Below are 24,431 nucleotides of genomic sequence, written 5' to 3'. Positions count from 1 at the left end.
GTTATGTTACAGCTCAACACCAAATTTGAACTAGGGCGCATTGTTGCCACCCCTAGCATTGTAGAACTCTTTAGCCAAGCAGAAATTGAAGGTGCCATCACCCGCCACAGCCAAGGCGACTGGGGGGATTTGTCCACCAATGATGTAAGAGAAAACGAATTAGCACTGGTAGCAGGCAACCGCTTGCTGTCGGCCTATCGCCATGACCATGGAACCATGTGGGTGATTACCGAAGGGGATGGCTCTACCACCACTTTGCTATTGCCCGATGAATACTAAGAAAGAAGGATTTTCTATGAAAACTCAAACCTTGGTTTTAGTCCTGCCTGTATCTTCTTGTGATACCACCGAACAAAAACTCTGGCAACAAGCAAAAGGGATTTTGCAACCCCACAAAGGCACTCGCTTTGACACCTTTGAACCTGCTGTCATTGCTTGGGACCGTTTGGTTCCTGGCAACTTCGGCATTGTTCTAGGCGCAAAGCATCCGCTGGAATTTGCCTGCTTCTTTGATAAAGCCAAAAAGAAGCAAGAAAAAATCATGGATCGGCACATGGATGCCATTGCTGACACGCTCATTCCTGTGGGGAAAGAAACCACAAACGATGGCAAACAAGAGTGTTATGTATTCCAAGTCAAAGACCCAGACCATCATTCAGGTCACCTTTTCTGGCATCTTGCCATGATTGCAGGGGAACTTCTCCCAGATGCAGGATTTTATTTCGTCAAAGAACAACATGCCTATGCTGAGGAAGACATGATGAAAGAAGTGCTGTCCCACATGGCCCAGTATGCCTTGTGCGTCGTGACATTAGGGCATAAGGGGGATAAAACATGAGGCGCTTTGATTTGGAACTACTGACCACCCATTTGAGCAATATTGAACCATTGGATAGCCTTCCTCCAGAGGGCGTGAACCACTACCTTGCAAGCCTATTGCTGTCACCATCTTCAGACAAGGAGCCTGTGCTCTTGGGGAACATCGACTTTGACGCTTTTGAAGAAAGTGATTTACCAGCTTTTGAGCAATATTGCGACAATATGTCTGCACGCAGTCGGCAAGTTACCCAACTGGGCACATCCATGGTGCGCATAGCGCCTATTCCCTTGCGACAGTGCCAATTTTGTTGAGGGATTGCCATGATTGAATATGATTCTGGAGCAATCAATGCCCTGTGGATACTCAAATGTTTCCACGATAGAGGTATGGGTGAAAGCCTTTTTTCTATGTATGCAGACAGTGAACTGGATGAGGATGTTTTCTTTGAATTGGGTCTGGAGTCGATTTTTCTTATTTTCGATGACACTCGACTCATAGAAGATGAACGAGAAGAATGCTACACCTATCTATTCTTCGACCCTGTGATTGATGAATTTTCAGAGCTCTGCTTGCAATATGAAGAAAAAATGGAACTCACACAACAAGATAATCCTTTTAGAAAACGCATGGAACTTGCTATGCGTAATGGTATGAACTACAACAGCTATGCCTATGGCTATACATGGGAGTTTGAAAAACATGGTCGCAAGCGCATGATGCTTTTTGCAGGCTATGAGTTTGTCATCAGCGGTGAAGTGATTTGTGGTCTGCTCGAAATTTACGATGCTTTTCATTATGAAGTGGAACAGCTACGCCAGACTTTAATGACCACCCAGTGCTCAGTTATCCCATTCCCAGAACGTCAATCAGAACGGGAGGTGGCTGCATAATGTGCGATGACTTTGACACAAAAATTTTGATTTCCTCCCCACGAGGAGAAATGGTGGTAGAGCAACTTGACAAACTTGGCATTGTCAGTCGCAAAAATATTGATCCAGCAGAATTGAGATCCTGTTTCCTCCATAGTTATGTGGAGGATGGTATTTACCTCAGTGGCTTGCTACCAGAAAACTGTATTGCTGTCAATATGAGTGAGCAATACCGTTATTACTTTTTGAGCCACCAAAGGCAACGTGCTGATATCACCTACGAAGGTACCTTGTATGAAAATTTTCCGTTACCTAGATTGGTTTTTGGATTTCAATTTGACACTAAAGAACAGCGCGTACGCAAATGCAAACTTTGTGTAGTGCCAGAAGGTGTGTTGACATCAAATACCAAACTGTATTACTACCCATTTTCCAATGTGGGGACAGAAGGCAGTATTTGTCTCGGAAACAATCCATTACCTGTGTATAAGCGATCGGAGCAACTGACTACTCTGCCAGGATTCATCCTATCTTTACCCAATAACAACCATCAATTTATGGAAAAGCACAACAAACCGCACCTGCAATATCGTGACTTGCTGGAGCATATGAAAGACAAGCCCTCTGCCTACTACTATGAACATATTTTAATTGAAAATGGGCAGACTTTAGGGCAATTTTTAGAATGGAGATAGCCCATGGAAGCAAAAACACCAAAAGAAATCGCAGAGGCCTTAGCAAAGCCTTTTGCACCAGAGGACTTGGAATGGCGGGTACAAGGCACCAACAAAGAAAAAACTGGTGGCTTTGCCGTGCCTTACATCACCAATCGAGCTATTCAAAACCGATTGGATGAAGTGGTGGGCCCAGAAAATTGGAAGAATGAATTCACACCTTGGCACAATAGCAAGGATAAATCCAGTCAACTGTGTGGTCTTTCCATTCGCTATGAACAGCACGGCTGGATTACCAAGTGGGACGGTGCTGAAAATTCTGATATTGAGCCCGTCAAAGGAGGGCTGTCGGATAGTATGAAGCGAGCCGCAGTCCAGTGGGGCATTGGTCGCACCCTGTATAGTATGGACACCGTATGGGTGTCTGTGGAGCAAAAGGGACGAAGTTGCGTCATTCGTGACTCTGAGCGTAGCAATCTAAACAAGAAATATTTAGAAATGCTCAAAAAGCTAGGCTTGACCCATACCAGACCCACTGGCATTGAAGCCCAGCTAACGTCCCAAATGCAACCTGCGCAACTACAACAACCAAATCTACAACCACAGCAACCGCCACGAGAAAGTCAGTCACAACAGGCCAGACAGTATCAACCGCCCCAAAATCAGCCGCCCATGCAACCACAACTGTCACCCCAAAATCAACCGCCCATGCAACAAAATGCTGGATGGCCGCCCCCTCAATTTCAGGGCAAGCCTTTGCCAAAGGGCAAGCAACAAGCACCTGCTTATGAATTTATGGTCACAGATATGCAAACCCAACAAGAAGGACATGGTATCAGCAACGCTTTGGAGCTGACCAATCCACAAGGACAAAAGCTTTTTGTATACTTTCATGGCCCCATGCCAAACGTAGCCCCTGGCACCTCCTTGGTGGGTGTGGGCTATCGAACAGAAACACGAGGTAATGTGGTATTCCACGTTTTAGAGCGGTATCAAATTTTAAACCCTATGCCTCAAAGTGCAGCATAGAGAAAGGGACTTTATGGACAAGATTTCTGCATTTCACATCCTAGATTTAACCCTATCTGGGTTCAAATCCTACAATGAAGCAACCACTTTTACCTTTGGCAATCCCACCATCATCACAGGTGGCAACGGTAGAGGCAAATCCAGCATTGCAGATGCCATCGCCTTTGCCATCACTGGGCTACCCTTCTTCGGGGAGCGTTCCATTGACCGCCTCCATTGTGATGATAACCAAGACTTGCACATCTCCCTTCGTTTTATGACGGAGGATGGCAATGTGCACATTCTCAATCGCAGTCGCAGAAAAAGCCGTATGTTTATCACTCTGGACGGGGAAGACACCACCCAATCCACACTTTTTCAACTGTTTGGCGAAAAAGAAGTGGTGCTGTCTATCCTCCAATGTCATTAAGATAAGCCTGGGTGCTACAAGAAAAACACCCAGAACCTTTTAAAAAAAGCTTGACAATTACAAAAAAATGTGCGGTCGCCTTCATTGACCAAAGTCAATGAAGGCGACCCTTGTTATTGAGCATAACGCTGATAACAAAGGAGATGCACACATGACATTCACAACAAAAAACATAAAAAGAACACTAAAAAAATCCATAAAAGCCCTTTCGCAAAACGCTGTAAAATATGCTGAAAATCCAGAAAAAGACTTCACCCGAAATAGGAAGTTACCATTTGAAAAAGTAATTGAAACAACCTTATCTCTCACAGGAAAAACACTATATGGGGAATTATCCGAACAATTCGGCATACATTCATCCTCACCTACAGTATCCGCTTTTGTGCAACAACGAAACAAAATCAAATCAACTGCCTTCGAGGATTTATTCCACCAATTTGTTGCCGAAACAAACCAACCCATCACCCACCGTGGCTACCGCCTTTTGGCTGTGGATGGCTCTAGTTTGCACGTTCCCACCAACCCAAAGGAAGTGGATTCTTACCATCAAAAGGCCAATGACTCCAAGCCTTTTAACCTTTTGCACCTCAACGCCATGTACGATATTTTGCGCAAAACCTACGTGGATGCAACGGTTGAAAAGGGTGAAAACAAGGCCTTTGCCACCATGGTGGCACGTAATCAATCAAAAGTACCCACCATTTACATTGCTGATAGAGGCTACGAATCGTACAATAATTTCGCTCATGTGCAAGAAAGAGGGCAAAAATTCCTTGTCAGAGTGAAGGATTCTGCTTCACGCAACGGTATTTGTCACGGATTATCTTTGCCTGTTGGTGAGGAGTTTGACGTTTCACTGACGCTACACATTTCACGCAAGCAAACAGCGCAAGCCAAAAATCAAAACCTGAAATTTATCGCCCATAGTTCACCATTTGATTTTTTACCCTGCAAAACAAAGAAAAATGAAAAAATCGAGCCATATCCGTTACATATTCGCCTCGTTTGCTTTAAACTTTCTGAAAATTCTTACGAAACGGTTGCCACAAATTTGGATAAAAGTGAATTTGATTCTGCTGCCCTCAAGGATTTGTACGCCAAGCGATGGGGTATCGAAACGTCCTTCCGCTCTTTGAAATTCACCGTCGGATTGCTGTATTTTCACAGCAAAAAGACGAAGCTTCTTCTTCAAGAAATCTTCGCCAAGTTGATTATATACAATTTTACACAGTTGATAACCTCGTGCATTGCTGTAAAAAAAGTTACCAGAAAGCGGGTTTATCAAATAAATTTCGCTGTTGCCACTCAAATTTGTCGTAAATTCTTTGGGAAGAATGTACCCGTCGCCGAAGTTGAAGCCTGCATCGCAAAAAACCTAACACCCATGCGAAATTTGCCCTCAAACCCACGCAAGCGACGCAACACGAACCCCAGAACCGACACCTCTTTTTTCTATCGCTTGGCGTAATGCCACGTTATAAGGACAAGCAAGCAGATTGAAAAATCTGCTTGCTTGTCCTGCGCATTTTTAGATTCCGATGATTTTTTATTAGCTGTTCTTGCGTTTCAATAGCTTAACTTAATGACATTGGTCTATCCTCAACCCCCTCTATTTCATCGAGGAATTGGGGAACAACGGAAAAGACCTTTTGCGTCGCTATTTGCCGACCATTCCCCACGAGCAAATTATGGCAGAGCTGAACCAACAAACCCAGAAGGTTTTGTCAGAAGTGGAGTTCAATTCTCCCGAATCCTATCTGAAAACCTTGCGGGAAGAAATCCGCACTTCGGAAGAATCCATCATTTACCTAACAGGTCAAAAGGACTTGTCCAATCAACAAGCAGACAGTCTCGGCAATAGTCAGGCAGAAAAAAAGCAGTTACTGGAGCACTTGTCACAGGAAATCGCCACTTTGGAAGTCATGCAGTTTGAAGGACTTGATCTCCAAGCACTTCATCAACAGGTGGTGGATTTAAGCCAACGATACAATGAGGCGGTGAAAGACGGTGGGGGTAATGGCACAGCCTTGCTCCACAGTGAAATCAACCACCTTCGCCAACGGATGACACAGCGACAAAGCGAAGTCTATGTATCCCAATTCACAGACAGTCTGGCGCAAACACAGCTTTTGGTGCAACAGTTGGGACAGCAATATCATAAGGAAGTTTCCCTTGCCAAAGAACTGGCCAGCGGAAGCCCTTGCCCCACCTGCCATCGCTCTATCACCGAAGAAAGTCTATCCCAAGTGCAGGAAACCTTCCAAGGAGTATTAGGACAAATCATGGCACAAGGTCAAGAGCGACGTCGGCAATTGCTTGAAATTCAAGAGATGGACAACAAGAGCAAAGCGGCGTTCCATGAATTTCAAAGGCAAGATGTAACTGCCATGGAAGATGAAATCCTACGTCTGCAACAACAAATTGCACAGCTAGAAGACCAAACCGATACCAACTTATTAGAGCAGTTGCGAGGCCAAATCCAAAGCATCACCGCTACACTGGACTATGGCAATCTCTCCGTCCAAGACTATCAACGGTTGGAAGAATTGCGCAACCAACGCCAACAGTTGCAAAGCGAACTGACTGCCATGGATCATATGGTGCAACAATCCATTCCTGATTTTGACGGACAGATGAAAGCGGCCAATGATACTATCAAAGCCAAAAAAGGGCTGATAGCGGATATTGCACTCTATCTCTCCAAAAAGGCAGAGTTGACTTTTGCCTCCCTTCGGCTCAATCGTGTGGCAATCTCCCTCTATGATGTGGTGAAAACCACTGGAGAAGTGAAGGACACCTTCCGCTTTACCTACAATGGTAGACGGTATGACCGCCTCTCTCTGTCTGAAAAAATTCGGGCTGGGATGGAAGTGTCTGAGCTAGTGAAAAAGCTCACCGGACGGAATTATCCTGTCTTTATAGACAACATGGAATCGGTGGAGGATTTGGCAAATGTACGCCCCACAGGACAAATCATCATGGCAAAGTGCATCCCCCACGCTATGCTCAATGTGCAGGGCTCCCAGCCCACACAAAGCCAGTCGATGGCAGCATAAGGCAAAGGGGTGAGACCGCTGGCCAAATCATACGAGAAAATTCCCATTGTGGACGTGGCACGGCGGTGTGGGCTTGTCCTCGACACTCGAACGCTTCGGCGCTCTGAGGTCGAGGCCAGCTGCCCCTTTTGCGGTGACCGTGGCCCAGGGAAGTATCACTTATCCCTCAACACCAGTACAGACCAATACCGTTGTGTCCTTTGTGACAGCCATGGCAACAGCGTGTCGCTGTATGCCAAAATTCACGACATGACCAACGGTGAAGCCTTTCGGACGTTGAAGCAAGGGGGCAATGTATATCCTATGCCTGTGCAACCAACGGCCCAACACACAGAGAGACAGCCCCGCCCCTTGATAGATCGCCACCAAGTTTATAACGATATGCTGTCACATTTGACACTATCGGATAAACATGGCGACAATCTTCTGGGACGGGGGCTGTCAGAACAGCGCATTGTTCAAAATCAGTATCGCAGTATGCCAGAAACCCCAGAGCAACGACGGCTACTAGCCCACCTGCTAGGGATGCGCCATGACCTTTTGGGTATCCCAGGGTTTTACATGCAAAATAACACTTGGACATTGGCAGGGCCAAAAGGCTTTCTCATTCCCGTCCGTGACCAAGATGGTTTGATACAGGGGTTGAAAATCCGCTTAGACGATGCCAGCCAGCCCAATCGGAAGTATCGCTGGCTCTCTAGCCGTGACCCCAATTTCATCAACGGCACCCGTAGCTATTCATGGGTTCACGTCACAGGCAACACCCAAAGCAAACGGGCTTTTCTCACAGAAGGGCCACTAAAAGGGGATGCCGCCAGTTTTCTATCTGGTGACTCGCTTTTCGTTTGCATCGGTGGTGTCAATGCTCTAAATGGGCTGAAAGACACCGTACGGAAATTGGGGGTTACGGAAGTGGTAGAAGCCATGGACACAGACCAGATGACCAACCCACAGGTTCGTAATGCTGTTTTGAAAATGCGCAAAGAAGTACAAAAAATCAAAGGCATTCAATACAAAAAATACACATGGAATCCAGCCTATAAAGGCGTGGATGATTATTTCTTGAGCTGTGTAACTCAAGGTTAAAAGGAGAACTATTATGGAACACATTGACTTCAATAACATCGTAGGCTCATCCCAGCAGAGCGAACAAGTGCTGGGGAAATTTCTCTACTTTTCTTTATCCAGCATTCTAGTGGACAAAGAGGCAATGGCAGAGCTTTGCCAGACCATTGACATTGCATACGCTGGTGGCAGTCGGGAAAGTGTTTCCGACGCATTTCGTTCCGCTACAGGGGAGCTCAAAGAACGGATTGTCACCGCTGGGCAGGTATACCAAGTATACTGCCGTGATAATAAGCGTACCACCGATGCCTTCTCTCGTGAGTTGGTGAAAGAAGCTGTTGGCGTCAAAACCAATTCCTACAGCAAGCTGGCAAATTTGTATTTCGATAAGACTGGCAATCAATTCGGCTATGACAATCTGGTTTATGACGAAGCCGTTGACGCTGGAGCCTTGTGTGCAAAAGCAGCAGCTCGGTTTGAACTGCATCTGCACTCTGCCAACCGTAAACAGTTGGAAACCATCTGCCAGAGCTTTATTCGCTCTGTAGAGGCCATCAAAATGAGTGGCAATGGCTATCTCTACTTTGTGCCACGTCAATTTATGCACAAGGTAGATGCTTTTGAAACTTTCATTGAAGCAGTGAGCGAGGCTGGACAATGCGGTACTCCCTTGAGCGTCAATAGCTTTTACATCGTCAACGACGATAAGCAACGGAACAAAATGACCCAAGAGTTTTATTCTGCTGTGAAAAAAGAAATTGCCGAATACCAAGAAAGAGCCGCCTATTTCATTGATACGGATAGCCGTTCCCCCATCGTTTTAGAACGCTGGGCATTGCGGATTGTAGCATTAGAAGAAAAGAAGCGTCACTACGAAGACATCCTCCGTCGGGAGTTGACCGACTTAGACGACGAATTCAGCTCCTTGCGAATCTTGGGGAAGAACTCTCCCTACGAGCAAGAAGCCTACGATTTCGATCGGTGGCGTGATTAAATGTAGTGTGGGCTACGATTCTTAACGAATCGTAGCCCACTCCATTAGCTTTCCTTATTTTTAGAAATAAGATATCCACACAGATAAATAATAAAACAATAGATAATCGGTGTAATTACCAGCCAAGTTTTCCTACCAAGGATGCCCAGAAAACTTGAGTCTGGTATTGCATCGTAATACAGTGTGTACGAAAAAGAGAAGCTTGAAATCATAATATGTAGCAACCCAATCCATGTGGCATTTACTGCACATAGAAAAAGTGTTCTGGTTTCAATGTTTTTCTTTTTTACTCGCCAACATAGCAGGACAGTCAGATTAAAAATTAAAGCAAAAAATGTAACAGCCAACAATTTATCTGCAAATTGCAAAGGATGCCCATCTTCCGTCGAAACAGAGAGCGTTTTATCAGATATAGGCAAAAATAGTTCATCAAGCTTTGTATTTACATAAGAAGGATTATCCTCAATCTGATAACTAAAGCGACTGACTTCTTCCCCATTGACTATTTTCACAAGCAAAGGCACATACTGAATATCGTAGAGTGCGAGTACATGCTCGTAATTTTGATCTTCATCTTTCCAATACTGTGTATTGTAATAATGGATAGTAATCTTTTTCCCGACTAAATATTCTTGCAGAACATTTTCAAAGGCAATACATTCTGTACAAGTTGGGCGACCAAAATAGATATAATATGTTCCATTTAATTCATCTAAGAAATACTCACTATGGATCCCTTGTATAGATTCTAGTCTATCTGATATGTCATCTTTAGCTGATACAGATATCAACATAATTGCACATAGCACCACTAAAATCAGAATCTTTTTTAGCACATTCATGCTATCTCCTTATCCGTTTGGATTTAGTACAGGTTCACCTTCAGGATTGCATCTATTTACAGCAAATTGAATCAATCCAGTATCTTTACGAATTGGCTCTAAATCCCAATCTCCAACATCCTGCCCAAGAGCCTCTCCCAAAGCGTGACAATCATACTGCTGCTGCAAGCTACCTTCGTTATACCAATGAGGGCTGTCTTGGCACATTGCTTTGACCAAAGTCCAGGATGCCAGCGTCACTTCTCTATCCCGATTATTTTCAGTCACCTCGGTAGGCACTAATGTAAGTGAAATTGTATTGGCACCATATAAACGTCAACCAAAAAGTGAGCCGCTCGCTCATGAAAAAGTGAGCCACTTGCGCTCATGAAAAAGTGAGCCACTCGCTCACGAATATTCAGCCATTGCCAGGGTCTGCTTCAAACGAAAAGAATCACCATTCATATCAAGCACATGGGACTGGAAGGTCAGCCTGTCAATGAGAGCCGCCACCATGGTGGTGTTTTCAAATAGCTCTGGCCATCTGGAGAACGGCAGATTCGTTGTCACAATGGTACTGCGTTTCTCGCTACGGTCAGAGATGACTTTAAACAGCAGTTCAGATTGGTGGCGGTTAAAGCTGAGGTAACTCAGCTCGTCCAAGATGAGCAAATCAGCACGGGCTAGATTGCGCTCCAACTTGCCCAAAGAGTAGTTGTCTCGGGCCTCACACAGCTCCGTAGAGAGTGTTGCGGCGTTCTTAAACAGAACGCTGTGGCCCGCGTAGCAGGCCTTCAGCCCCAGTGCAATGGACAAGTGGGTCTTGCCTCGGCCGGGATTGCCAATCATCACCACGTTTTGCCGTCTGTTCACAAAATCACAGGAGGCTAGTTCCTGCAAAAATATTGGCGAAACCGCTTCGTTGAGTTGGGTCATATCAAACTCGTCCAATGTTTTCAAATACGGAAAATTTGCCGCTTTAAGCCGCTTTTTCATTTGATTTTCTTGCCTAGAAGCCAATTCGGCCTGCATCAATTCCAATAGTAAATCAGCAAAAGTGGCACTGGAATCCACCTGTCTGAGCACTTGCTGGTAGTCAGCAAACATAGGCAGACGCAGCTGCTTTGCGTATAATTTCACCTGTTCCTCCGTCACATTCATACTCTCACACCTCCAAAAAGAACGTCATAGCCTGCCAAATTCACGTTTTGGACAACCACAGTGTCTGCAATTTTAGGGGGCGGTGGCGTGACCACGGAGACGCCTTGCATCACGGTGTCAAACCCCTCATCAAGACAGCGATATAGCAATTCCACAATCTGTTTTGGCTTCAAATTTTGCTTCTGCAACCACGCTAAAAACACTGGTGGAACGGTGTCACGCACTGGCTTTGCTTGGAAGATAGCACGGCCTTTTCGTTCCAAAAGCGGCAAGTAATGCTGTAAATCATACACGTTTTGCTTGTGCCCAAGGCAGCGTGGATGGGTGGCAATCAGCTTGTTTTGGCTGTAGATTTCCACCTGTTCAGGCAGTGCTTTTACCGTCACTTCTTTGCCACAATAGGTCACAGGCACGGAATAGTTATTGGTGTCGAAGCGCACGGTACTAAATCGGTCTACTCGCCCGTGGGCACGTTTGGCAGGGTCAAAACGGTAGATGGGCAAGGGATTGAGTGCAGCTTTTTCCACTTCGAATTCTTCCCTAACAGTGCCGTTTTTGCCACGAATGGTGTGTTTTAGGTACTGTTCACAACGCTTTTGTAGCAAATCGTTCAGCTCGTCCATGCTGTCCACTTTGGGTAGTGGCACGCAGAAATTGCGTCGTGAGAAGCCTACCAAACCCTCTACTAGCCCTTTTTCATTGCCAGAGGCAGGATTGCAGAATACAGTCTCAAAACCGTAGTGCGCTGCCAACATAGCATAGCTGTCCTGCGTTTTGGCGTGGGCGCCAAATCCGTCTTTTACGGCAATTTTGGCGTTGTCAAAGATGACACGCCGTGGCGCGCCGCCGAAGTAGTCAAAGGTGCGCACCTGTGCCTCTAAAAAGCTCTCGCTGTTTTGTCTGCGGTAGGCCACCACAAATGGGGCGTCGCTGTAGCAAAGGCGTGCGCAGAAAATATTGACTTTCGTTTTCACATCAGCCAACCGAATGGTTGCCTCACCCCAGTCCACTTGCACTGCATCCCCAGGGTCAAAGGCCAGTGGCACGAAGGCCTCAGGCGTACTGCCACGCAGTTCTTGGACATAGCGTCGCACGGTGGATTCGCCACCTGTAAAACTCTGCTCTTCCACTAGACGGTCGTAGATCCGCTTGGCGGTGTGAGATTGCTTCTTGAGACGATTTTCCTCATCCTCATCCAAGCATTGCTGGATGAAGTTCTTTACGCCCTCCGTGAGCACGCTGGTTGGGCGCTGATACTCCTTGCGCACCCACGGCACGGCTTCACCCTCCCAGTACTTTTTCACCGTATTGCGAGAGATGCCCAGTTGGACTGCAATGCTCCGCTGGCTACGCCCCTGCTGGCGTAATTGTCGCACTTCTTTGTAAATGTTCACTGTGATTACCACCTTTATTTTCCCCCGTTCCTAGCTTACTGCTAGTATACAGGGTTATTTCAAGTGGCTCAAATTTTCATGAGCGAAAGGGGGCTAGGTGGCTCACTTTTATATTAGCATTTATAGGCACCATAATACGAATCTTCCCTATAGCGCCAATAAACAAGGCTGAAATAGTACGCAAGTCCAGGCGATGTAGCAGCCAATACTTCCATTGCAGAATATACATCCTGCAGTTCGCTGTCACTGATGTCATATGACATAAATTCATATGTAGATGGTTCCTGTTGTGCTTTATCTGCCATTAAAAATAGTCTTAGTTCATCCTCCGACCAAGCTTGGTGAAACTTATCCATTGTGAACACTGTACTTTCTAGTTCTTGTTGTGTGTATACCTGAAGCAAAGCACCTTTTTCTGTAGTCAGGTCTACATGGGCAGCAACGGGAATCCCCATACCTAAACAATTTACTATCACCAGTAATAAAAGCAAAGCCTTTTTCATCATATACATTGCTCCTTCATATTATTTTGAGAGCACACAAATGATTACAATATTTTTTGTTGAAAATTACATATGTGCTAAGCCCCCTTTATTTCTGGATTATACTGTCAAATGTTTTCCCTCTTATAATATAGAACACTTCTTAGCAGTTTTTGTAACAATCTAATTTTAATTTTTTAAAGACAAAAGCAATTGTGTGCGACTTCAAATCATCGCACACAATTGCTTTGTTTTATTATTTAGCAGTCACATAATGTGTCTGCGTTCTGGAATCATAACCGTCTGCATCTTCTGCAAAGACGGTGATTACCACTTTGTAATCCATACCTGTGGTACCGTAGTAAGTAATTGTGTTATCATATGTTGGGTAGTTATTTATTGTCATACCTGCATCAAATCTATCATAGTCCTTACTAAGAACCCAATGGTTATTTATAAGAATGTATATAGAGATATTCTCTGCACCAAGTATATCAGCCTGAGGGACTGAGATTATGTGGTATTCACAATCAATCTTTCCGTTAGTCCCAGCAGTAACATCTGTTTCATAATAAGAAATTTGCAAACTAGCTCTTGTATCAATAGCAAAAGCAGTTGGAGTAATCAATGAGCAAGTAAGAAAAAGGACCAATACTGACGAAATAATACGCTTATACATAAAATCACCTTATTATATAGAGTCAATCATCTGCAACAATACAGCTTCATTTACATTGGTAAAAATACTACACTCATAAGTACTTGTATACCATGTGACACTTAAGTGATCTGTATTTTCATATAAATAATATAATGGACCCTAGAAACCAAACCAGCACTCGAAAAATTATCGTGAACGTGATACAATATCAAAAACGATAAACGAGAGGAGAACATATCATGCCACGAAGCAGTTACAGCGCCGAATATAAGGCCAAGATCGTCCTAGAAGTCCTCCAGGGTGAGAAGGAATTAAACGTTATCGCTGCCGAGCAGGGGGTTAATCCCAACATGATTCGCAACTGGAAGAAGGAATTTATATCCAATGCCAGTCAGGTTTTCGATGAGAAAAAGCAGGTCAAAGAAGCACATCGGAAGGAGGTTGCCCTGAAAAAAGAGAAGGAGCAGATGCTCCGCACCATCGGCCAATTGACACTGGAGCGAGACTTTATTCAGGGTGCCTTTCGGGACTGCGGCATCCCCGTCCCCAAGTTCCCTCAGGACTGACGCAGACCTGTCCATCCGCCGTCAATGTGAGCTGCTGGGTCTGCCCCGAGGGCAGGTCTACTACCAGCCTGTGGAGGTCGACCAGGAGGCCAAGCGCTGGCGGGAGCACATCATGGCACGCATCGACTACTGGCACACCCAAATGCCCTACATCGGCTCTCGAAAGCTGGTGACCAAGCTGGCCACCGACCAGATTTTTGTGGGTCGCAAGCTGGTTAGGCGACTGATGTGCGAGATGGGAATTCATGCTCTCTATCCCAAGGCAAATCTCTCAAAACGCAACTTTAAAGAGTCTATCGTACCATATTTGCTGAGAAATAAGGTTGTCTCGTTCCCGAATCAAGTGTGGTCAATCGACATCACTTACATCAAAATGCACCACGGGCACATGTATTTGACGGCGATTATCGACTGGTATAGCCGTCTGATTGTGGGCTGGAGTCTGTCCGATACGCTGGACACAGATAACGTCATCGCCGCTGTCCAGCGCGCAATTTCTAGCCACGGCACCCCCGCTTTTCTCAATTCTGACCAAGGATGTCAGTTCACAAGCTCCCAATATAAGGGGTTTTTGAAGGCAAATCACATTGTCCAAAGCATGGATGGTAAGTCCCGTTGGGCGGATAATATCATGATTGAGCGGTGGTTCCGTAGCCTGAAAACCGAGGAAATTTACCTCAACGAGTATCAAAATCCTAGGGTATTGCGCCGTGGAATTGGAAATTATATCAAGCAGTACAACACCTTCAGACCCCATCAAGCACTGGGAAATCAGACTCCAGAGGCCGTGTATGGGGCAGCCTTCACAACGCCAACCAACCACCTTGACAGTCTGGCACAGGCTGGTTGAGGACTGGTGGCGACGGGAGGTCGTGGGTTGTAGGCGGAGGCCGTTCCCCTCGCCTTTCCCATTGTACCAGCCTGACCCAGTCGGTCAAGGCAACCCTTCGGGCGGCTACCCTGGAGGTAACCACAACCAGGCTTGGCTCAGGAAGCAAAATAGGTTGTTGTGTTCACGATAAATTTTGAGGAAGTGGTCTTGACAGGGGGACCATTATATAATACACAACGCCATCATGACTGTATTCAATCACTTCTACATTTGTTTTTTCGTAATAGCCACTATCTAAGCTCAAACGCTCAATTACATTGAGTGAGATATATTTATTCTCGTTATAATAAATCCCAAAAATTCGTAGACTATGATCATCATTCGATATTGCCACATTCAATAATCCCTCGCCAAACCCATCGGGCAACATTGGTGGGACTATACGACCCGAAATGTCATTATCTTCCAAGGCATCCTTAAAATCCTCATAACTAGCCGAATCCAAAGAATAATTTCCTTCAGATTCCTCGTCAGATGTTGGTTCTTTTGTCAGCTCTGTATCGAGTTGTGTTTCTGTATCCACACTGGTAAAACCAAATACGTCAGAACTCCACTGGCCTATCATTTCAAAGAAACTTCGATATCCCAATGCGGTGGGTGCCAACATGGTTGATAGACAAGCAATGATTGCAGCAATGACCAATAAACGGCGAATTGTTCGATGATTGTTTGGATGGGTGGTTTTTGTTGTGGCCAATTCCGACTCAAGCTTCATAGTAGTCTTAGGCGCATCATCGCTAGGATATAACGAGAGCCCTTCCCCTTCGGGGATATTATACAAAGTTTCAAACTCCTGCCGTGCCTTCTGTGCGGACGCCTGAACTTCTAATGATTCTGTTTGCCCTTCTCTCTGTGCTATCACCTCCATAATGTAAAGTACCATATCTATATCACTGCCAGATGGAGCGTCTATATCAGCACGCAGTATTTCCTCAAGCTCCATTGTGCTCAAGTGATTGAGATATGTATATTTTTGAGAATTCGGAATATCGCTCATACAATTGCCCCCATTCACCTTATCTATGTCAGCACGATTCATAAGCTGACAGGTTTTTTCTATTTTTTTCGAAAATCACTAGGGAAATTTTTATCTAGCTTTTTTCGGATACGTTCCAAACGCTTTTGGCTGGCCCAAACAGATATATTTAATTCAATAGCCATCTCTTTATGAGATGCTTTATCAAAGGCAATACGAGTTAAGAAATATATATCTTCTGGTGACAAAGTGTGTTGAATATGTGTCACAATTTCCCGTAAATTTTCTTTTTCAATCATACGGTCTTCGGCGGATAACACCGTCGCTCCTTGAGAAGCGATCTCCTCTTGATATGATACATAACGTTGCATATCAAGCACAGTGGCACGATTATAGTTATTGATTTTATTTTGCACTGTCCTCATCAACCAACCACCTGGATTATCATGAGTGGAAAGGGCGTCAATCTTGATATTCGCATCGTGAAATGTATCCTGTACCAGTTCTTCTGCCAGCGATGGATTGCGCAAATGAATAAGCGTATATCTTAAAAGTTGACTATAATATTTTACATATAATTTATCAATAAAGGCATTTTGATCTACAACCAAGAACATCACCTCTTTCTATTAGTAAAATTATATTGCCTAATGGTCAATATATAAACTGTCCATTAGATATATAATAACTGTCTGTTGGTTGTTTCTGGTGCTGTATACATAATAACTCAATAATTTAACCATCTGACAGATTACCCTTAGTTTCAACATACATACTTAGAAGCTGGAATATTAAATTGTATAGGGTCAGGAGATAAATCTGGCTTCTATATGGATTCTACCTGCCCCAGAAGGAGTAATTATGTACGAAACTATCAAAAAAGAGGTCCTCGATTTATTAGGCGCATATCCCAGCACCAAGAAAAAAATTGCACTACTGCGCTACGAGCTAGAACATCCTCAGCAGATTGATACCAATGCCCTCATTGAATCGCTGACCTTCAGCCACGGAGATGGGGAATCTGTTCGTATGCCTAGCCACATTTCCAATAAAACCATGTTCATTGCTATGAACTACCAAGAAGCCGCCCACAAAATAGAGCATGAAGCACTGGATGATATTTCCTCTCGTCTCTATGCGCTGGAATATCAAGTGAATAAGCTACATCATTGTGTATCCTTATTGGAAGACCGTCATCAGGCCATCATCACTCTGTTCTTCTTTGAACGGAAAACCTGGGATGAAATCACAGACACACTAGGTCTTGCCTATCGCACAGCTCGCAAATTAAAAGAAGCCGCTATTGACGAGCTGGTAGCCATGTATGCGTTTACCAAATAAGAATCCTGTAAACCCATTTTATTCACCGTGCATCTGCTTTGCAATGACTTGTACATGAATTTGCAACAATAATGCAATCACTTGTCACTTGCAAATGCAATTTCTCTTATGCTATAATTAAGCTACCAAAAAAGGATAGACAGCCGACACTCACTTGAGTTTGGCTGTCTATCCTTTTATATTTGGCAGGAAATCAACGAAGATAAACGGAAGAAAAAATAAAGCCACTGAAAGGGCTATATGCTACTTGTCAAGGTTGCAGGACTACTGTACAATATTATACGAGTTACCTGTACCTTGACAAGTTGATACACCTTGCGGTGGCCGTCCCACAAAGGAGGCTGTCATGGGAACAAATTATCCAGAAACTTTAACCGTCAAAGACGTCCAGCAGATTTTGAACATTGGCATCAATGGCGCTTATGCGCTGATTCACAGCAAAGCTTTCCCTGTTCGGAGAATTGGCAATAGTTATCGTATTCCACGGGATAGCTTTTTCACATGGCTCAATCAAGAGGGGACACCGCCACCAATTAAGTGAAAATCTTCTTAGACAACAATTTTTACCACACTAAGGAGGTTTTACTATGCCCAGAGCAACAAGCAAAACAAAGAAAAAGCGTGCCAACGGAGAAGGCACATTCTACAAGCAAGGAAACGGCTGGATTTATCAATTCAGTCTGGGGCGCAAAGACGATGGTACGCTTCACAGAAAGTCTTTTGTAGGAGCAACCAAAACTGTCTGCTTAGAGCGTAAAGACGCTTACTTAAAAAGCCTAGAATTACAGAAGACCATGGCACAAGAAGATCAACAACAGCGCCTGCAAGAGGCTCTCAAGCCCCCTGTAGTGCTATTTACAGATGCCTTCATGGATTGGATACAACTTTACAAAGCACCCCCAGCCACAAAGCCTACTACCTATGGCAGTTATCTGGACACCTTTAGAATCCATCTTTGCCCCCACTTTGGGGGAATGGATCTACGTGACATCACCTCAGATGAAGTGCAGTTCTACTACCAGATGAAGCAAAAGAATGGTGCTCGCTTAGACGGTCGTAGTGGAGGCTTATCCGCCAAGACCATTCGCAACCATCATATGCTGTTAAAAGACTTCTTCTCCTATGCCAAAAAGCGGTACAAGCTAGAATGCAATCCCACAGAGGACACCAAGCGGCCAGAGGTGGTCACGGCACCCAGACGGGTGCTAGCGCCAGAGGAAATGCAAATCTTCATCCAAGAGGTGATGATGGAAACCCAACGAGTGGCCATTTTGTTCAGTTTGTTCACAGGGTTGCGCATTGGGGAATTGCTCTCCCTCCGCATTACCGATCTTAATCTTAGCAAGCAAAGTTTCACAGTGGAACGTAATCTCACACGAGTGCGGACAGATGCCATATCCTTTGATAACCCCAATATTGAAATTTTGAATTTCAAGCCAAAGAATAAAACACAGCTCATCATCCAGAACACACCCAAAACCAAAACTTCCTGTAGAGAAATCCCCATGTCGGATGCCCTCTGCGATTTGGTGGTGCGCCATGTATTTTTCTTAAAGCAGTCAGGCTGGCCAAATCCTTTAGACTTGCTATTCCCCTCTAAAAAGGGGACACACCTTGACCCTAAGAGTTTTGAAATCCGTTTAAATGCTGTATCGAAGCGATGCCAGATGAAAAAAGTTAATCCCCACGCCCTACGACACACGTTTGCCACACGGCTGGTAGATGAAAACGTCCCTCTGGTAACCATCAAAAACATTCTTGGTCACGCATCCATTCAAACCACCCAAATTTATACCCACGGTAACATCGAAGTGGAACGAGATGCCATCACAGGCATCACAAATTTTTTGGATGTCCAAGCGGTTGTTACAGCACCATCACTCAATGGCACCAAAAAACGGATGAAATTTGCCGATATAGAGTTGCCCTTATCAACTACATAGAAACGAAAAATTGCAAACTAGGTGCGGTAGCAAATCAGTTGCAAATTTGAAAATCTAGAAAAACCTAAGCAATTCAATAAAAAGGAGGGACACAGATGAAACAAAAATTCAAAATAGGGAAAATAACCCAAATAGACTCGTCGGGCTGGAACAGTTGCAAATTTCAAAAACAATCAAAAAGTTGCAAAAACAAAAGAAAAAGCACCAAAAACATACGTTTTCAGTGCTTTATGGTTGCGGGGACAGGACTCGAACCTGCGACCTCCGGGTTATGAGCCCGACGAGCTACCAACTGCTCTACCCCGCGATATAAAATTGTAAGTGCTTTGTAATTATAAAGATAACGCAGTGGTGACTACTTAGTTTATGAGCCCGACGAGCTACCAACTGCTCTACCCCGCGATATTTACTTTTCTTTAAAAACCCGTATGGTACCGGTGACCGGGCTCGAACCGGTACGGCATTTCTGCCAGAGGATTTTAAGTCCGCCGTGTCTACCATTCCACCACACCGGCATCTATGGGCAAGATATAGAATACCATAGAGACCCTACTTTGTCAACACTTTTTTCAATCTTTTTTATATTTTTTCAAATTTCTTTTTTCGATGGACTTCGTGCCCCCCATTTACATACACTAGAGTGCATATCACTTTTCCAAAGGGGGTGTTCTTTTGGGACATTGTCACGACGTAGATGAATTGATTTACCAAGACAGCTGGTGCACCAGCGAACGATAACAAGACCCCGTTTGACACTGCCAAACGGGATCTTATACCCATTACAGTTCGCTTCTTTACAATTCACCCATTAGCCTTCTAAAATGGTGGCACCACCGATTACCACATCCCCTTGGTACAACACTACAGCTTGCCCAGGTGTCATGGCTCGTTGGGGACTGTCAAAGACGACACGCAAGGTGCCATCGTCTAGCAAATCCACCGTGGCTAACGCTTCATTTTGACTATATCGGGTTTTGGCCGTCACACGGCCATGAACCATGGGTTCCTGTGTCCAGAATGGATTCCCAGCGTGTAAGGTGGTGGCAAATAAGTCTTCATTAGACCCCAACACCACCTGATTGCCACACTTGGACACCACATACAACGGTGTGGCAGCGCTAACGCCCAATCCACGGCGCTGACCCTTGGTGTAACAGGCCTGCCCCTTGTGGCGACCCAGCACAGCGCCCGTTTTATCTACAAAGTCCCCTTCTTCCAGCATCAACTTACCATACTCCTGCAAAAAGGCGGTGTAATCTCCGTCAGGCACGAAGCAAATATCTTGACTGTCAGGCTTTTGGGCATTGGATAGCCCTGCCTCTGCCGCCATGTCACGAATGACAGGCTTTTCATAATCCCACAAAGGCAACAGCAAGTGGGACAATTGGAACTGGTTCAATTGATAGAGCATATAGCTTTGGTCTTTGCGGTGGTCTTTGCCTCGGCGAAGCTGGAACACCCCGTCTTGTTCGCAGACATGGGCATAGTGGCCTGTTGCCAAATAATCCCCACCTTGAGAAAGCGCCCAATCCATCAGCGCCCCAAATTTAATGGTGCGGTTACAATCGATACAGGGATTGGGGGTGTTTCCCTTTTCGTATTCGGCCACAAATTTATCCATCACATTGGCTTGGAATTCCTTGGTGTAATCCAGCACCGTGTGCTCTATACCCATGGACGCTGCCACCGCCTTGGCGGCTTCAATATCTTCTGTTGAGCCACAAAGACCGGGACGGTCACGGTATTGGTGTAGCTTCAGCGTCACGCCACGCACCTCATACCCTTGGCGCAATAACAACACCACGGCGGCAGAGCTGTCCACCCCACCACTCATGGCTACATATACAATTTTTTGGTTCATGCAATCTCCTTTGATGGCTCACCCTTGATTGCGCAAGCAAAACGCCTCTGATGGCAGTGCATCTGCCAACTGTATCAGCGTGGGATTAAAGCCTGATTTGGTGATATATGGCATGGCTTCCACATCACCAACGCAAATTTTACTACGGTCTGTTTTAGGCAAATATAATTGCACTGTGGTGCCTTTGCCTCTTTGGCTGTCTATGGTCATGGTGCCACCATGGTGGGCGGCAATGGCCTGCACAATGGGCAAGCCCAATCCAAAACCACCATTGACAGCCGTGTATACATCTGTGGGTTTTGGCAGTGCCAACGCGGCGGCCACGGCTTTTTCATCCATACCACAGCCACTGTCTGTCACCGACAGCACCACCTGTCCTTGTTGTTGTGAAAGGTGTACCTCCACGGCATCTTGGCTGAATTTCAAACTGTTAGAAAGCAAATGGTAAAGCGCCCGCTCTATCCCTTTGACATTCATGCCCCACACCACCTTGGCCTCTGGACAACGAAAAACAATGGTGCGTCCAGACGCCGACTGGCTTTTCTGGCAAACATCTCCCACCAGCGTCACCAAATCCCCATATTGCAAGGGGAGCAATGCGCCCATGTCCAAATAGCGCACATCTGAGAGATTCTCCATCAGGCGCACCATGGCGAAATATTGCTTGTCAAAGGCTGCCGCCTTCCCATCTAAGATGGGGTCGTCTTCTCGTTTTTCCCCGTCTAACAAGGTATGGCTGGCACTGTAGAGCTCGCTCAATTGGCGGCGCAATGTACCTGACAAATTATATGCAAAATCAAACAAATCCTTTTGATCTTTATCCACAACGACGTCCTCACTTCTCACAGCCATCATCTGCCTGCTTCTTTGATAGGATGGCTATTTGACCACGAAAAACCCATGGCAATCTGTTCCATCCTTCTCAGCATATCAAAAAACAGAAAAAAACACAAGAAGTTTGTCGAAAGTTGTCGAATGATGTCTGCAAAACAAGAAAACAACCCCTGATGGCGTTGCCATCAGGGGTTGAGAAATGAAAGAATTATTCCATATCGTCAGCCAAAATCAGCCCATAGCCACCGTTGTTACGACGGTAGACAATGGAGACGGCATTGTCGCTGGCGTTGCGGAAGATGAAAAAGCCATGCCCAATGAGATTCATTTGCAAAATGGCTTCCTCGGCAGTCATGGGTTTGACTGGCACGTGCTTGGTACGCACGATGTCAAACTCAGCTTCCTCTTTGACAGCAAAGGACACATCTTCCACCACAGAGGGGAAGCCTTCGCTGCGCAGACGCTTGGCCAGACGTGTTTTGTTTTTCAGAATTTGGCGTTCGATGTAAGCAACGCCAGAATCGATGGCGCCACGCATATCGCCGTCCACCGCTTGGGATTGAGAACGGAGAATGGTGCTACCCGAACGGATGGTGATTTCCACGGCACACAACACTTCACGTTCCACGCTAAAAGATACGTGAACGGCAGGGTCGTCTTGGAAATAGCGGCCTAGTTTGTCGATGCGTTTTTGTGCGTATTCCTTCACGGAATCGGATAGTGGGACTTTCTTGCAGGTAAAGGTATAAGTCATAATTATCGCTCCTTCCATTGGCAAGAAGGGACTTGGTTGTCCCTTTTATCTATAATAGCACAATAGGGTGAAAAAGAAAAGTCCTTTTTGTGAATTTTTTACAATTCGTTGGAGGTGGGGGCGTGGAACCATGGTAGGGACAGTCCTTGCGGCTGTCCATCCCCAGCGACCACCCAACCACGTGGGAACGGACAGGGGTAAACCCTGTCCCTACAATGGGTTCCTTGCAACCCAATAATCACAACCTTTGTCCTGTGCGAAGCGTTTTTTCAGCCGTGGTTTGGTACAATGCCCATAGCGCAATGGATGATAACTTCGATTGCCATACTTAATATAATGTAATCGAAAATGTTTACAAGTTTCACAGCGTTTTTCTTCCATATAGTTCACCCCCAATATACACCGAACGGTGTTTTTATGAGAATCAGTATACACCATTCGGTGTATACTGATTCTCATAAAAACCATGGAGGTGGCAGTATGACCTATCAACGTATCCGTGATTTGCGAGAAGACTGTGATTTAACCCAAGACCAAGTGGCACAGGCGATTTTCACCCACAAAACCACCTATGTGCGATATGAAACTGGGCAACGCGAAATCCCCTTGAACATCGCCATTTTATTAGCAAAGTTCCACAATGTAAGTTTGGATTATTTAGCAGGATTGACAAATGTAAAATAATATGAAAGAGGCGACCATCCCCATGGTCGCCTCTTTTATATTCAATCAATCACCAAAGGAAATGCCGATATCTCGTGCGGTTTTAATCAAATCGTTGTCCAACGGCAAGAATTTGGTGCGGCTGGCGGCGTCCACCAGTGGCACCGTCACGATTTTACCGCCTTGCATACCCACCATATTGCCGTATTGCTTGGTGGCAATCAGTTCGGCCGCCGCGGCCCCAAATTGGGTGGCCAGCACACGGTCATAGGGGCAAGGAGGGCCACCACGTTGATAGTGCCCAGGCACGGTGACACGGGCTTCTTGGCCTGTAATCTTCTCCAGCTCACTGGCCAGCTTGTAGGTGATGGTGGAATGGGTGCTGTTTTTCCGTGCTTGACGGCGTTCTTCCTCGGTGAGGATGGCATCATCCACAGAAACGGCACCTTCTGCCACAGCGATGATGGAGCAGTTTTTGCCCATTTTCTTGCGACGTTCGATGGCTTCCACAATTTTGGGGATGGAATAAGGGATTTCGGGAATCAAAATCACATCAGCCCCAGAGCCGATGCCAGCGTTTAGCGCCAGCCAGCCTGCGTCACGACCCATCAGTTCCACCAAGAAAATCCGACCATGGGACTGGGCTGTGGAGTGGATATAGTCGATGACATTGCTGCCAATATCGATGGCGCTTTGGAAGCCAAAGGTGGTGTCGGTGCCCCAAATATCATTGTCGATGGTCTTGGGCAGGGTGATGATATTCATGCCTGCATCCATCAGTAATTTCGCACTTTTTTGGGTGCCATTACCGCCCATAACCACCAAACAATCTAAATTCAGTCGATTATAGGTGTTCATCATGGCTGGCATCAAGTCGTTACCTTCTTCGTCTACAATGGCAGTGCCGGGGACGTAAGGCTGGCGTGAGGTACCCAACATGGTCCCCCCATCTAGCAAAATACCAGAGAAATCCAGCGCATCCATATACTTATAATCGCACTCGATGAGACCGCGGTAACCATCGTACATCCCGTAAAATTCCACATTGTCAATGCGCTCAATCAACGCCTTCCCCACCCCACGGATGGCGGCATTCAACCCTTGGCAATCGCCACCACTGGTGACCAAACCAATGCGTGTGCATCGTTTCATATTGTTGTCCTCCT

29 protein-coding genes and 2 tRNA genes are annotated in these 24,431 nt (G+C 45.5%); 17 read left to right on the top strand and 14 right to left on the bottom strand.

All coding sequences use genetic code 11. The features are described 5' to 3' along the window. Nucleotides 1–3: 3 nt before the first annotated feature. The 11 genes from RFF05_RS13970 (at nt 4) to RFF05_RS13920 (ending at nt 8,916) form a co-directional block, all read left to right on the top strand. Nucleotides 4–279 carry a type I restriction endonuclease subunit M gene (locus RFF05_RS13970; RefSeq protein WP_409967664.1) on the top strand — a complete coding sequence of 92 codons (276 nt, stop codon included), beginning with the start codon at nt 4–6 and terminating at the stop codon, nt 277–279. Nucleotides 280–295: 16 nt separating this feature from the next. Further along, entirely contained in the window at nt 296–838 is a 543-nt protein-coding gene (locus RFF05_RS13965) for a hypothetical protein (RefSeq protein WP_409967663.1), read from the top strand. Beyond that, nucleotides 835–1,131: a hypothetical protein gene (locus RFF05_RS13960; RefSeq protein ID WP_409967662.1), complete on the top strand. Its 297-nt coding sequence runs from the start codon at nt 835–837 to the stop codon at nt 1,129–1,131. The genes RFF05_RS13965 and RFF05_RS13960 overlap by 4 nt, the downstream gene beginning before the upstream one ends. A 9-nt stretch (nt 1,132–1,140) precedes the next feature. Further along, a complete protein-coding gene (locus RFF05_RS13955; protein WP_409967661.1) occupies nt 1,141–1,710 on the top strand; it encodes a hypothetical protein in 570 nt (189 codons plus the stop codon). Further along, nucleotides 1,710–2,384 carry a hypothetical protein gene (locus RFF05_RS13950; protein ID WP_409967660.1) on the top strand — a complete coding sequence of 225 codons (675 nt, stop codon included), beginning with the start codon at nt 1,710–1,712 and terminating at the stop codon, nt 2,382–2,384. Before RFF05_RS13955 ends, RFF05_RS13950 begins: the two co-directional genes overlap by 1 nt. A 3-nt stretch (nt 2,385–2,387) precedes the next feature. After that, on the top strand, nt 2,388–3,392 hold the full coding sequence (locus RFF05_RS13945) for a Rad52/Rad22 family DNA repair protein (RefSeq protein ID WP_409967659.1): 1,005 nt from the start codon (nt 2,388–2,390) through the stop codon (nt 3,390–3,392). Between the two features lie 13 nt (nt 3,393–3,405). Continuing rightward, complete coding sequence (locus tag RFF05_RS13940) at nt 3,406–3,801, top strand: AAA family ATPase (protein WP_409967658.1); 396 nt, start codon at nt 3,406–3,408, stop codon at nt 3,799–3,801. Between the two features lie 97 nt (nt 3,802–3,898). Continuing rightward, nucleotides 3,899–5,269 (top strand): IS4 family transposase, encoded by a 1,371-nt coding sequence (locus RFF05_RS13935; RefSeq protein ID WP_409966964.1) that lies wholly within the window; start codon nt 3,899–3,901, stop codon nt 5,267–5,269. Between the two features lie 220 nt (nt 5,270–5,489). Then, the gene (locus tag RFF05_RS13930; protein ID WP_409967657.1) at nt 5,490–6,857 is read left to right on the top strand and encodes a hypothetical protein; all 1,368 of its coding nucleotides are present in this window, start codon (nt 5,490–5,492) and stop codon (nt 6,855–6,857) included. Between the two features lie 48 nt (nt 6,858–6,905). Then, nucleotides 6,906–7,943: a hypothetical protein gene (locus RFF05_RS13925; protein WP_409967656.1), complete on the top strand. Its 1,038-nt coding sequence runs from the start codon at nt 6,906–6,908 to the stop codon at nt 7,941–7,943. Between the two features lie 13 nt (nt 7,944–7,956). Next, nucleotides 7,957–8,916 carry a DUF6744 family protein gene (locus tag RFF05_RS13920; protein WP_409967655.1) on the top strand — a complete coding sequence of 320 codons (960 nt, stop codon included), beginning with the start codon at nt 7,957–7,959 and terminating at the stop codon, nt 8,914–8,916. 44 nt (nt 8,917–8,960) lie between these two features. On the opposite strand, the gene RFF05_RS13915 is transcribed toward RFF05_RS13920, so the two are convergent. The 6 genes from RFF05_RS13915 to RFF05_RS13890 form a co-directional block, all read right to left on the bottom strand. Further along, nucleotides 8,961–9,758 carry a hypothetical protein gene (locus RFF05_RS13915; RefSeq protein ID WP_409967654.1) on the bottom strand — a complete coding sequence of 266 codons (798 nt, stop codon included), beginning with the start codon at nt 9,756–9,758 and terminating at the stop codon, nt 8,961–8,963. Between the two features lie 9 nt (nt 9,759–9,767). Then, nucleotides 9,768–10,052, bottom strand: a complete 285-nt coding sequence (locus RFF05_RS13910) for a DUF2599 domain-containing protein (RefSeq protein ID WP_409970119.1) — start codon at nt 10,050–10,052, stop codon at nt 9,768–9,770. A gap of 93 nt (nt 10,053–10,145) precedes the next feature. After that, nucleotides 10,146–10,898 carry an IS21-like element helper ATPase IstB gene (gene istB / locus RFF05_RS13905; RefSeq protein WP_409967179.1) on the bottom strand — a complete coding sequence of 251 codons (753 nt, stop codon included), beginning with the start codon at nt 10,896–10,898 and terminating at the stop codon, nt 10,146–10,148. Next, nucleotides 10,895–12,292, bottom strand: coding sequence for an IS21 family transposase (gene istA, locus RFF05_RS13900; RefSeq protein ID WP_409967180.1), 1,398 nt, complete (start codon nt 12,290–12,292; stop codon nt 10,895–10,897). Before istA ends, istB begins: the two co-directional genes overlap by 4 nt. Before the next feature lie 113 nt (nt 12,293–12,405). After that, nucleotides 12,406–12,798, bottom strand: coding sequence for a hypothetical protein (locus RFF05_RS13895; RefSeq protein WP_409967653.1), 393 nt, complete (start codon nt 12,796–12,798; stop codon nt 12,406–12,408). 232 nt (nt 12,799–13,030) lie between these two features. Beyond that, nucleotides 13,031–13,453 (bottom strand): hypothetical protein, encoded by a 423-nt coding sequence (locus RFF05_RS13890; RefSeq protein ID WP_409967652.1) that lies wholly within the window; start codon nt 13,451–13,453, stop codon nt 13,031–13,033. A gap of 221 nt (nt 13,454–13,674) precedes the next feature. Between RFF05_RS13890 and RFF05_RS13885 the strand changes: the two genes are divergently transcribed. Continuing rightward, nucleotides 13,675–14,001, top strand: coding sequence for a transposase (locus RFF05_RS13885; protein ID WP_409967432.1), 327 nt, complete (start codon nt 13,675–13,677; stop codon nt 13,999–14,001). Next, complete coding sequence (locus RFF05_RS13880; RefSeq protein WP_409967433.1) at nt 13,952–14,851, top strand: IS3 family transposase; 900 nt, start codon at nt 13,952–13,954, stop codon at nt 14,849–14,851. Before RFF05_RS13885 ends, RFF05_RS13880 begins: the two co-directional genes overlap by 50 nt. Nucleotides 14,852–15,014: 163 nt before the next feature. Here the strand turns inward: RFF05_RS13880 and RFF05_RS13875 are convergent, their stop codons facing one another. Together RFF05_RS13875 and RFF05_RS13870 are read right to left on the bottom strand one after the other, a co-directional pair. Then, the gene (locus tag RFF05_RS13875) at nt 15,015–15,890 is read right to left on the bottom strand and encodes a hypothetical protein (protein WP_409967651.1); all 876 of its coding nucleotides are present in this window, start codon (nt 15,888–15,890) and stop codon (nt 15,015–15,017) included. 59 nt (nt 15,891–15,949) lie between these two features. Then, nucleotides 15,950–16,480 (bottom strand): RNA polymerase sigma factor, encoded by a 531-nt coding sequence (locus RFF05_RS13870; protein ID WP_409967650.1) that lies wholly within the window; start codon nt 16,478–16,480, stop codon nt 15,950–15,952. A gap of 250 nt (nt 16,481–16,730) precedes the next feature. On the opposite strand from RFF05_RS13870, the gene RFF05_RS13865 reads away from it, so the two are divergent. The 3 genes from RFF05_RS13865 to RFF05_RS13855 all read left to right on the top strand — a co-directional run bounded on the left by RFF05_RS13865 (nt 16,731) and on the right by RFF05_RS13855 (nt 19,153). After that, the gene (locus RFF05_RS13865; RefSeq protein WP_409967649.1) at nt 16,731–17,210 is read left to right on the top strand and encodes a hypothetical protein; all 480 of its coding nucleotides are present in this window, start codon (nt 16,731–16,733) and stop codon (nt 17,208–17,210) included. 346 nt (nt 17,211–17,556) lie between these two features. Beyond that, a complete protein-coding gene (locus RFF05_RS13860) occupies nt 17,557–17,751 on the top strand; it encodes a helix-turn-helix domain-containing protein (protein WP_409967648.1) in 195 nt (64 codons plus the stop codon). Between the two features lie 46 nt (nt 17,752–17,797). Continuing rightward, a complete protein-coding gene (locus tag RFF05_RS13855; RefSeq protein ID WP_409967647.1) occupies nt 17,798–19,153 on the top strand; it encodes a tyrosine-type recombinase/integrase in 1,356 nt (451 codons plus the stop codon). 231 nt (nt 19,154–19,384) lie between these two features. On the opposite strand, the gene RFF05_RS13850 is transcribed toward RFF05_RS13855, so the two are convergent. The 5 genes from RFF05_RS13850 to hpf form a co-directional block, all read right to left on the bottom strand. Next, nucleotides 19,385–19,460: transfer RNA gene (locus tag RFF05_RS13850), tRNA-Met, on the bottom strand. A 122-nt stretch (nt 19,461–19,582) separates the two neighbouring features. Then, nucleotides 19,583–19,668, bottom strand: a tRNA-Leu gene (locus tag RFF05_RS13845). 293 nt (nt 19,669–19,961) lie between these two features. Continuing rightward, nucleotides 19,962–21,014: a tRNA 2-thiouridine(34) synthase MnmA gene (gene mnmA / locus RFF05_RS13840; RefSeq protein ID WP_409967646.1), complete on the bottom strand. Its 1,053-nt coding sequence runs from the start codon at nt 21,012–21,014 to the stop codon at nt 19,962–19,964. 18 nt (nt 21,015–21,032) lie between these two features. Further along, nucleotides 21,033–21,839: a sensor histidine kinase gene (locus RFF05_RS13835; protein ID WP_409967645.1), complete on the bottom strand. Its 807-nt coding sequence runs from the start codon at nt 21,837–21,839 to the stop codon at nt 21,033–21,035. A gap of 217 nt (nt 21,840–22,056) precedes the next feature. Next, nucleotides 22,057–22,602, bottom strand: a complete 546-nt coding sequence (hpf, locus tag RFF05_RS13830) for a ribosome hibernation-promoting factor, HPF/YfiA family (protein WP_409967644.1) — start codon at nt 22,600–22,602, stop codon at nt 22,057–22,059. Nucleotides 22,603–23,082: 480 nt separating this feature from the next. On the opposite strand from hpf, the gene RFF05_RS13825 reads away from it, so the two are divergent. Further along, nucleotides 23,083–23,286, top strand: coding sequence for a helix-turn-helix domain-containing protein (locus RFF05_RS13825; protein ID WP_409967643.1), 204 nt, complete (start codon nt 23,083–23,085; stop codon nt 23,284–23,286). A 45-nt stretch (nt 23,287–23,331) separates the two neighbouring features. Here RFF05_RS13825 and RFF05_RS13820 read toward each other — a convergent pair whose 3' ends face one another. Further along, a complete protein-coding gene (locus tag RFF05_RS13820; RefSeq protein WP_409967642.1) occupies nt 23,332–24,417 on the bottom strand; it encodes a 6-phosphofructokinase in 1,086 nt (361 codons plus the stop codon). Nucleotides 24,418–24,431 lie beyond the last annotated feature (14 nt).

The sequence above is a fragment of the Bengtsoniella intestinalis genome, from assembly GCF_039719005.1.
GTDB classification, from domain to species: Bacteria; Bacillota; Clostridia; order Oscillospirales; family Oscillospiraceae; genus Oscillibacter; species Oscillibacter intestinalis.
This window is presented reverse-complemented; position numbering and strand designations above follow the sequence as displayed.

Excerpts from the sequence above, each read along its gene's own strand:
- RFF05_RS13970 (WP_409967664.1), top strand. The coding sequence starts at position 4 with ATGTTACAGCTCAACACCAAATTTGAACTAGGGCGCATTGTTGCCACC.
- RFF05_RS13965 (WP_409967663.1), top strand. The coding sequence starts at position 296 with ATGAAAACTCAAACCTTGGTTTTAGTCCTGCCTGTATCTTCTTGTGAT.
- RFF05_RS13960 (WP_409967662.1), top strand. The coding sequence starts at position 835 with ATGAGGCGCTTTGATTTGGAACTACTGACCACCCATTTGAGCAATATT.
- RFF05_RS13955 (WP_409967661.1), top strand. The coding sequence starts at position 1,141 with ATGATTGAATATGATTCTGGAGCAATCAATGCCCTGTGGATACTCAAA.
- RFF05_RS13950 (WP_409967660.1), top strand. The coding sequence starts at position 1,710 with ATGTGCGATGACTTTGACACAAAAATTTTGATTTCCTCCCCACGAGGA.
- RFF05_RS13945 (WP_409967659.1), top strand. The coding sequence starts at position 2,388 with ATGGAAGCAAAAACACCAAAAGAAATCGCAGAGGCCTTAGCAAAGCCT.
- RFF05_RS13940 (WP_409967658.1), top strand. The coding sequence starts at position 3,406 with ATGGACAAGATTTCTGCATTTCACATCCTAGATTTAACCCTATCTGGG.
- RFF05_RS13935 (WP_409966964.1), top strand. The coding sequence starts at position 3,899 with ATGAAGGCGACCCTTGTTATTGAGCATAACGCTGATAACAAAGGAGAT.
- RFF05_RS13930 (WP_409967657.1), top strand. The coding sequence starts at position 5,490 with ATGGCAGAGCTGAACCAACAAACCCAGAAGGTTTTGTCAGAAGTGGAG.
- RFF05_RS13920 (WP_409967655.1), top strand. The coding sequence starts at position 7,957 with ATGGAACACATTGACTTCAATAACATCGTAGGCTCATCCCAGCAGAGC.
- RFF05_RS13915 (WP_409967654.1), bottom strand. The coding sequence starts at position 9,758 with ATGAATGTGCTAAAAAAGATTCTGATTTTAGTGGTGCTATGTGCAATT.
- istB (WP_409967179.1), bottom strand. The coding sequence starts at position 10,898 with ATGAATGTGACGGAGGAACAGGTGAAATTATACGCAAAGCAGCTGCGT.
- RFF05_RS13895 (WP_409967653.1), bottom strand. The coding sequence starts at position 12,798 with ATGATGAAAAAGGCTTTGCTTTTATTACTGGTGATAGTAAATTGTTTA.
- RFF05_RS13890 (WP_409967652.1), bottom strand. The coding sequence starts at position 13,453 with ATGTATAAGCGTATTATTTCGTCAGTATTGGTCCTTTTTCTTACTTGC.
- RFF05_RS13885 (WP_409967432.1), top strand. The coding sequence starts at position 13,675 with ATGCCACGAAGCAGTTACAGCGCCGAATATAAGGCCAAGATCGTCCTA.
- RFF05_RS13875 (WP_409967651.1), bottom strand. The coding sequence starts at position 15,890 with ATGAGCGATATTCCGAATTCTCAAAAATATACATATCTCAATCACTTG.
- RFF05_RS13865 (WP_409967649.1), top strand. The coding sequence starts at position 16,731 with ATGTACGAAACTATCAAAAAAGAGGTCCTCGATTTATTAGGCGCATAT.
- RFF05_RS13860 (WP_409967648.1), top strand. The coding sequence starts at position 17,557 with ATGGGAACAAATTATCCAGAAACTTTAACCGTCAAAGACGTCCAGCAG.
- RFF05_RS13855 (WP_409967647.1), top strand. The coding sequence starts at position 17,798 with ATGCCCAGAGCAACAAGCAAAACAAAGAAAAAGCGTGCCAACGGAGAA.
- mnmA (WP_409967646.1), bottom strand. The coding sequence starts at position 21,014 with ATGAACCAAAAAATTGTATATGTAGCCATGAGTGGTGGGGTGGACAGC.
- hpf (WP_409967644.1), bottom strand. The coding sequence starts at position 22,602 with ATGACTTATACCTTTACCTGCAAGAAAGTCCCACTATCCGATTCCGTG.
- RFF05_RS13825 (WP_409967643.1), top strand. The coding sequence starts at position 23,083 with ATGACCTATCAACGTATCCGTGATTTGCGAGAAGACTGTGATTTAACC.
- RFF05_RS13820 (WP_409967642.1), bottom strand. The coding sequence starts at position 24,417 with ATGAAACGATGCACACGCATTGGTTTGGTCACCAGTGGTGGCGATTGC.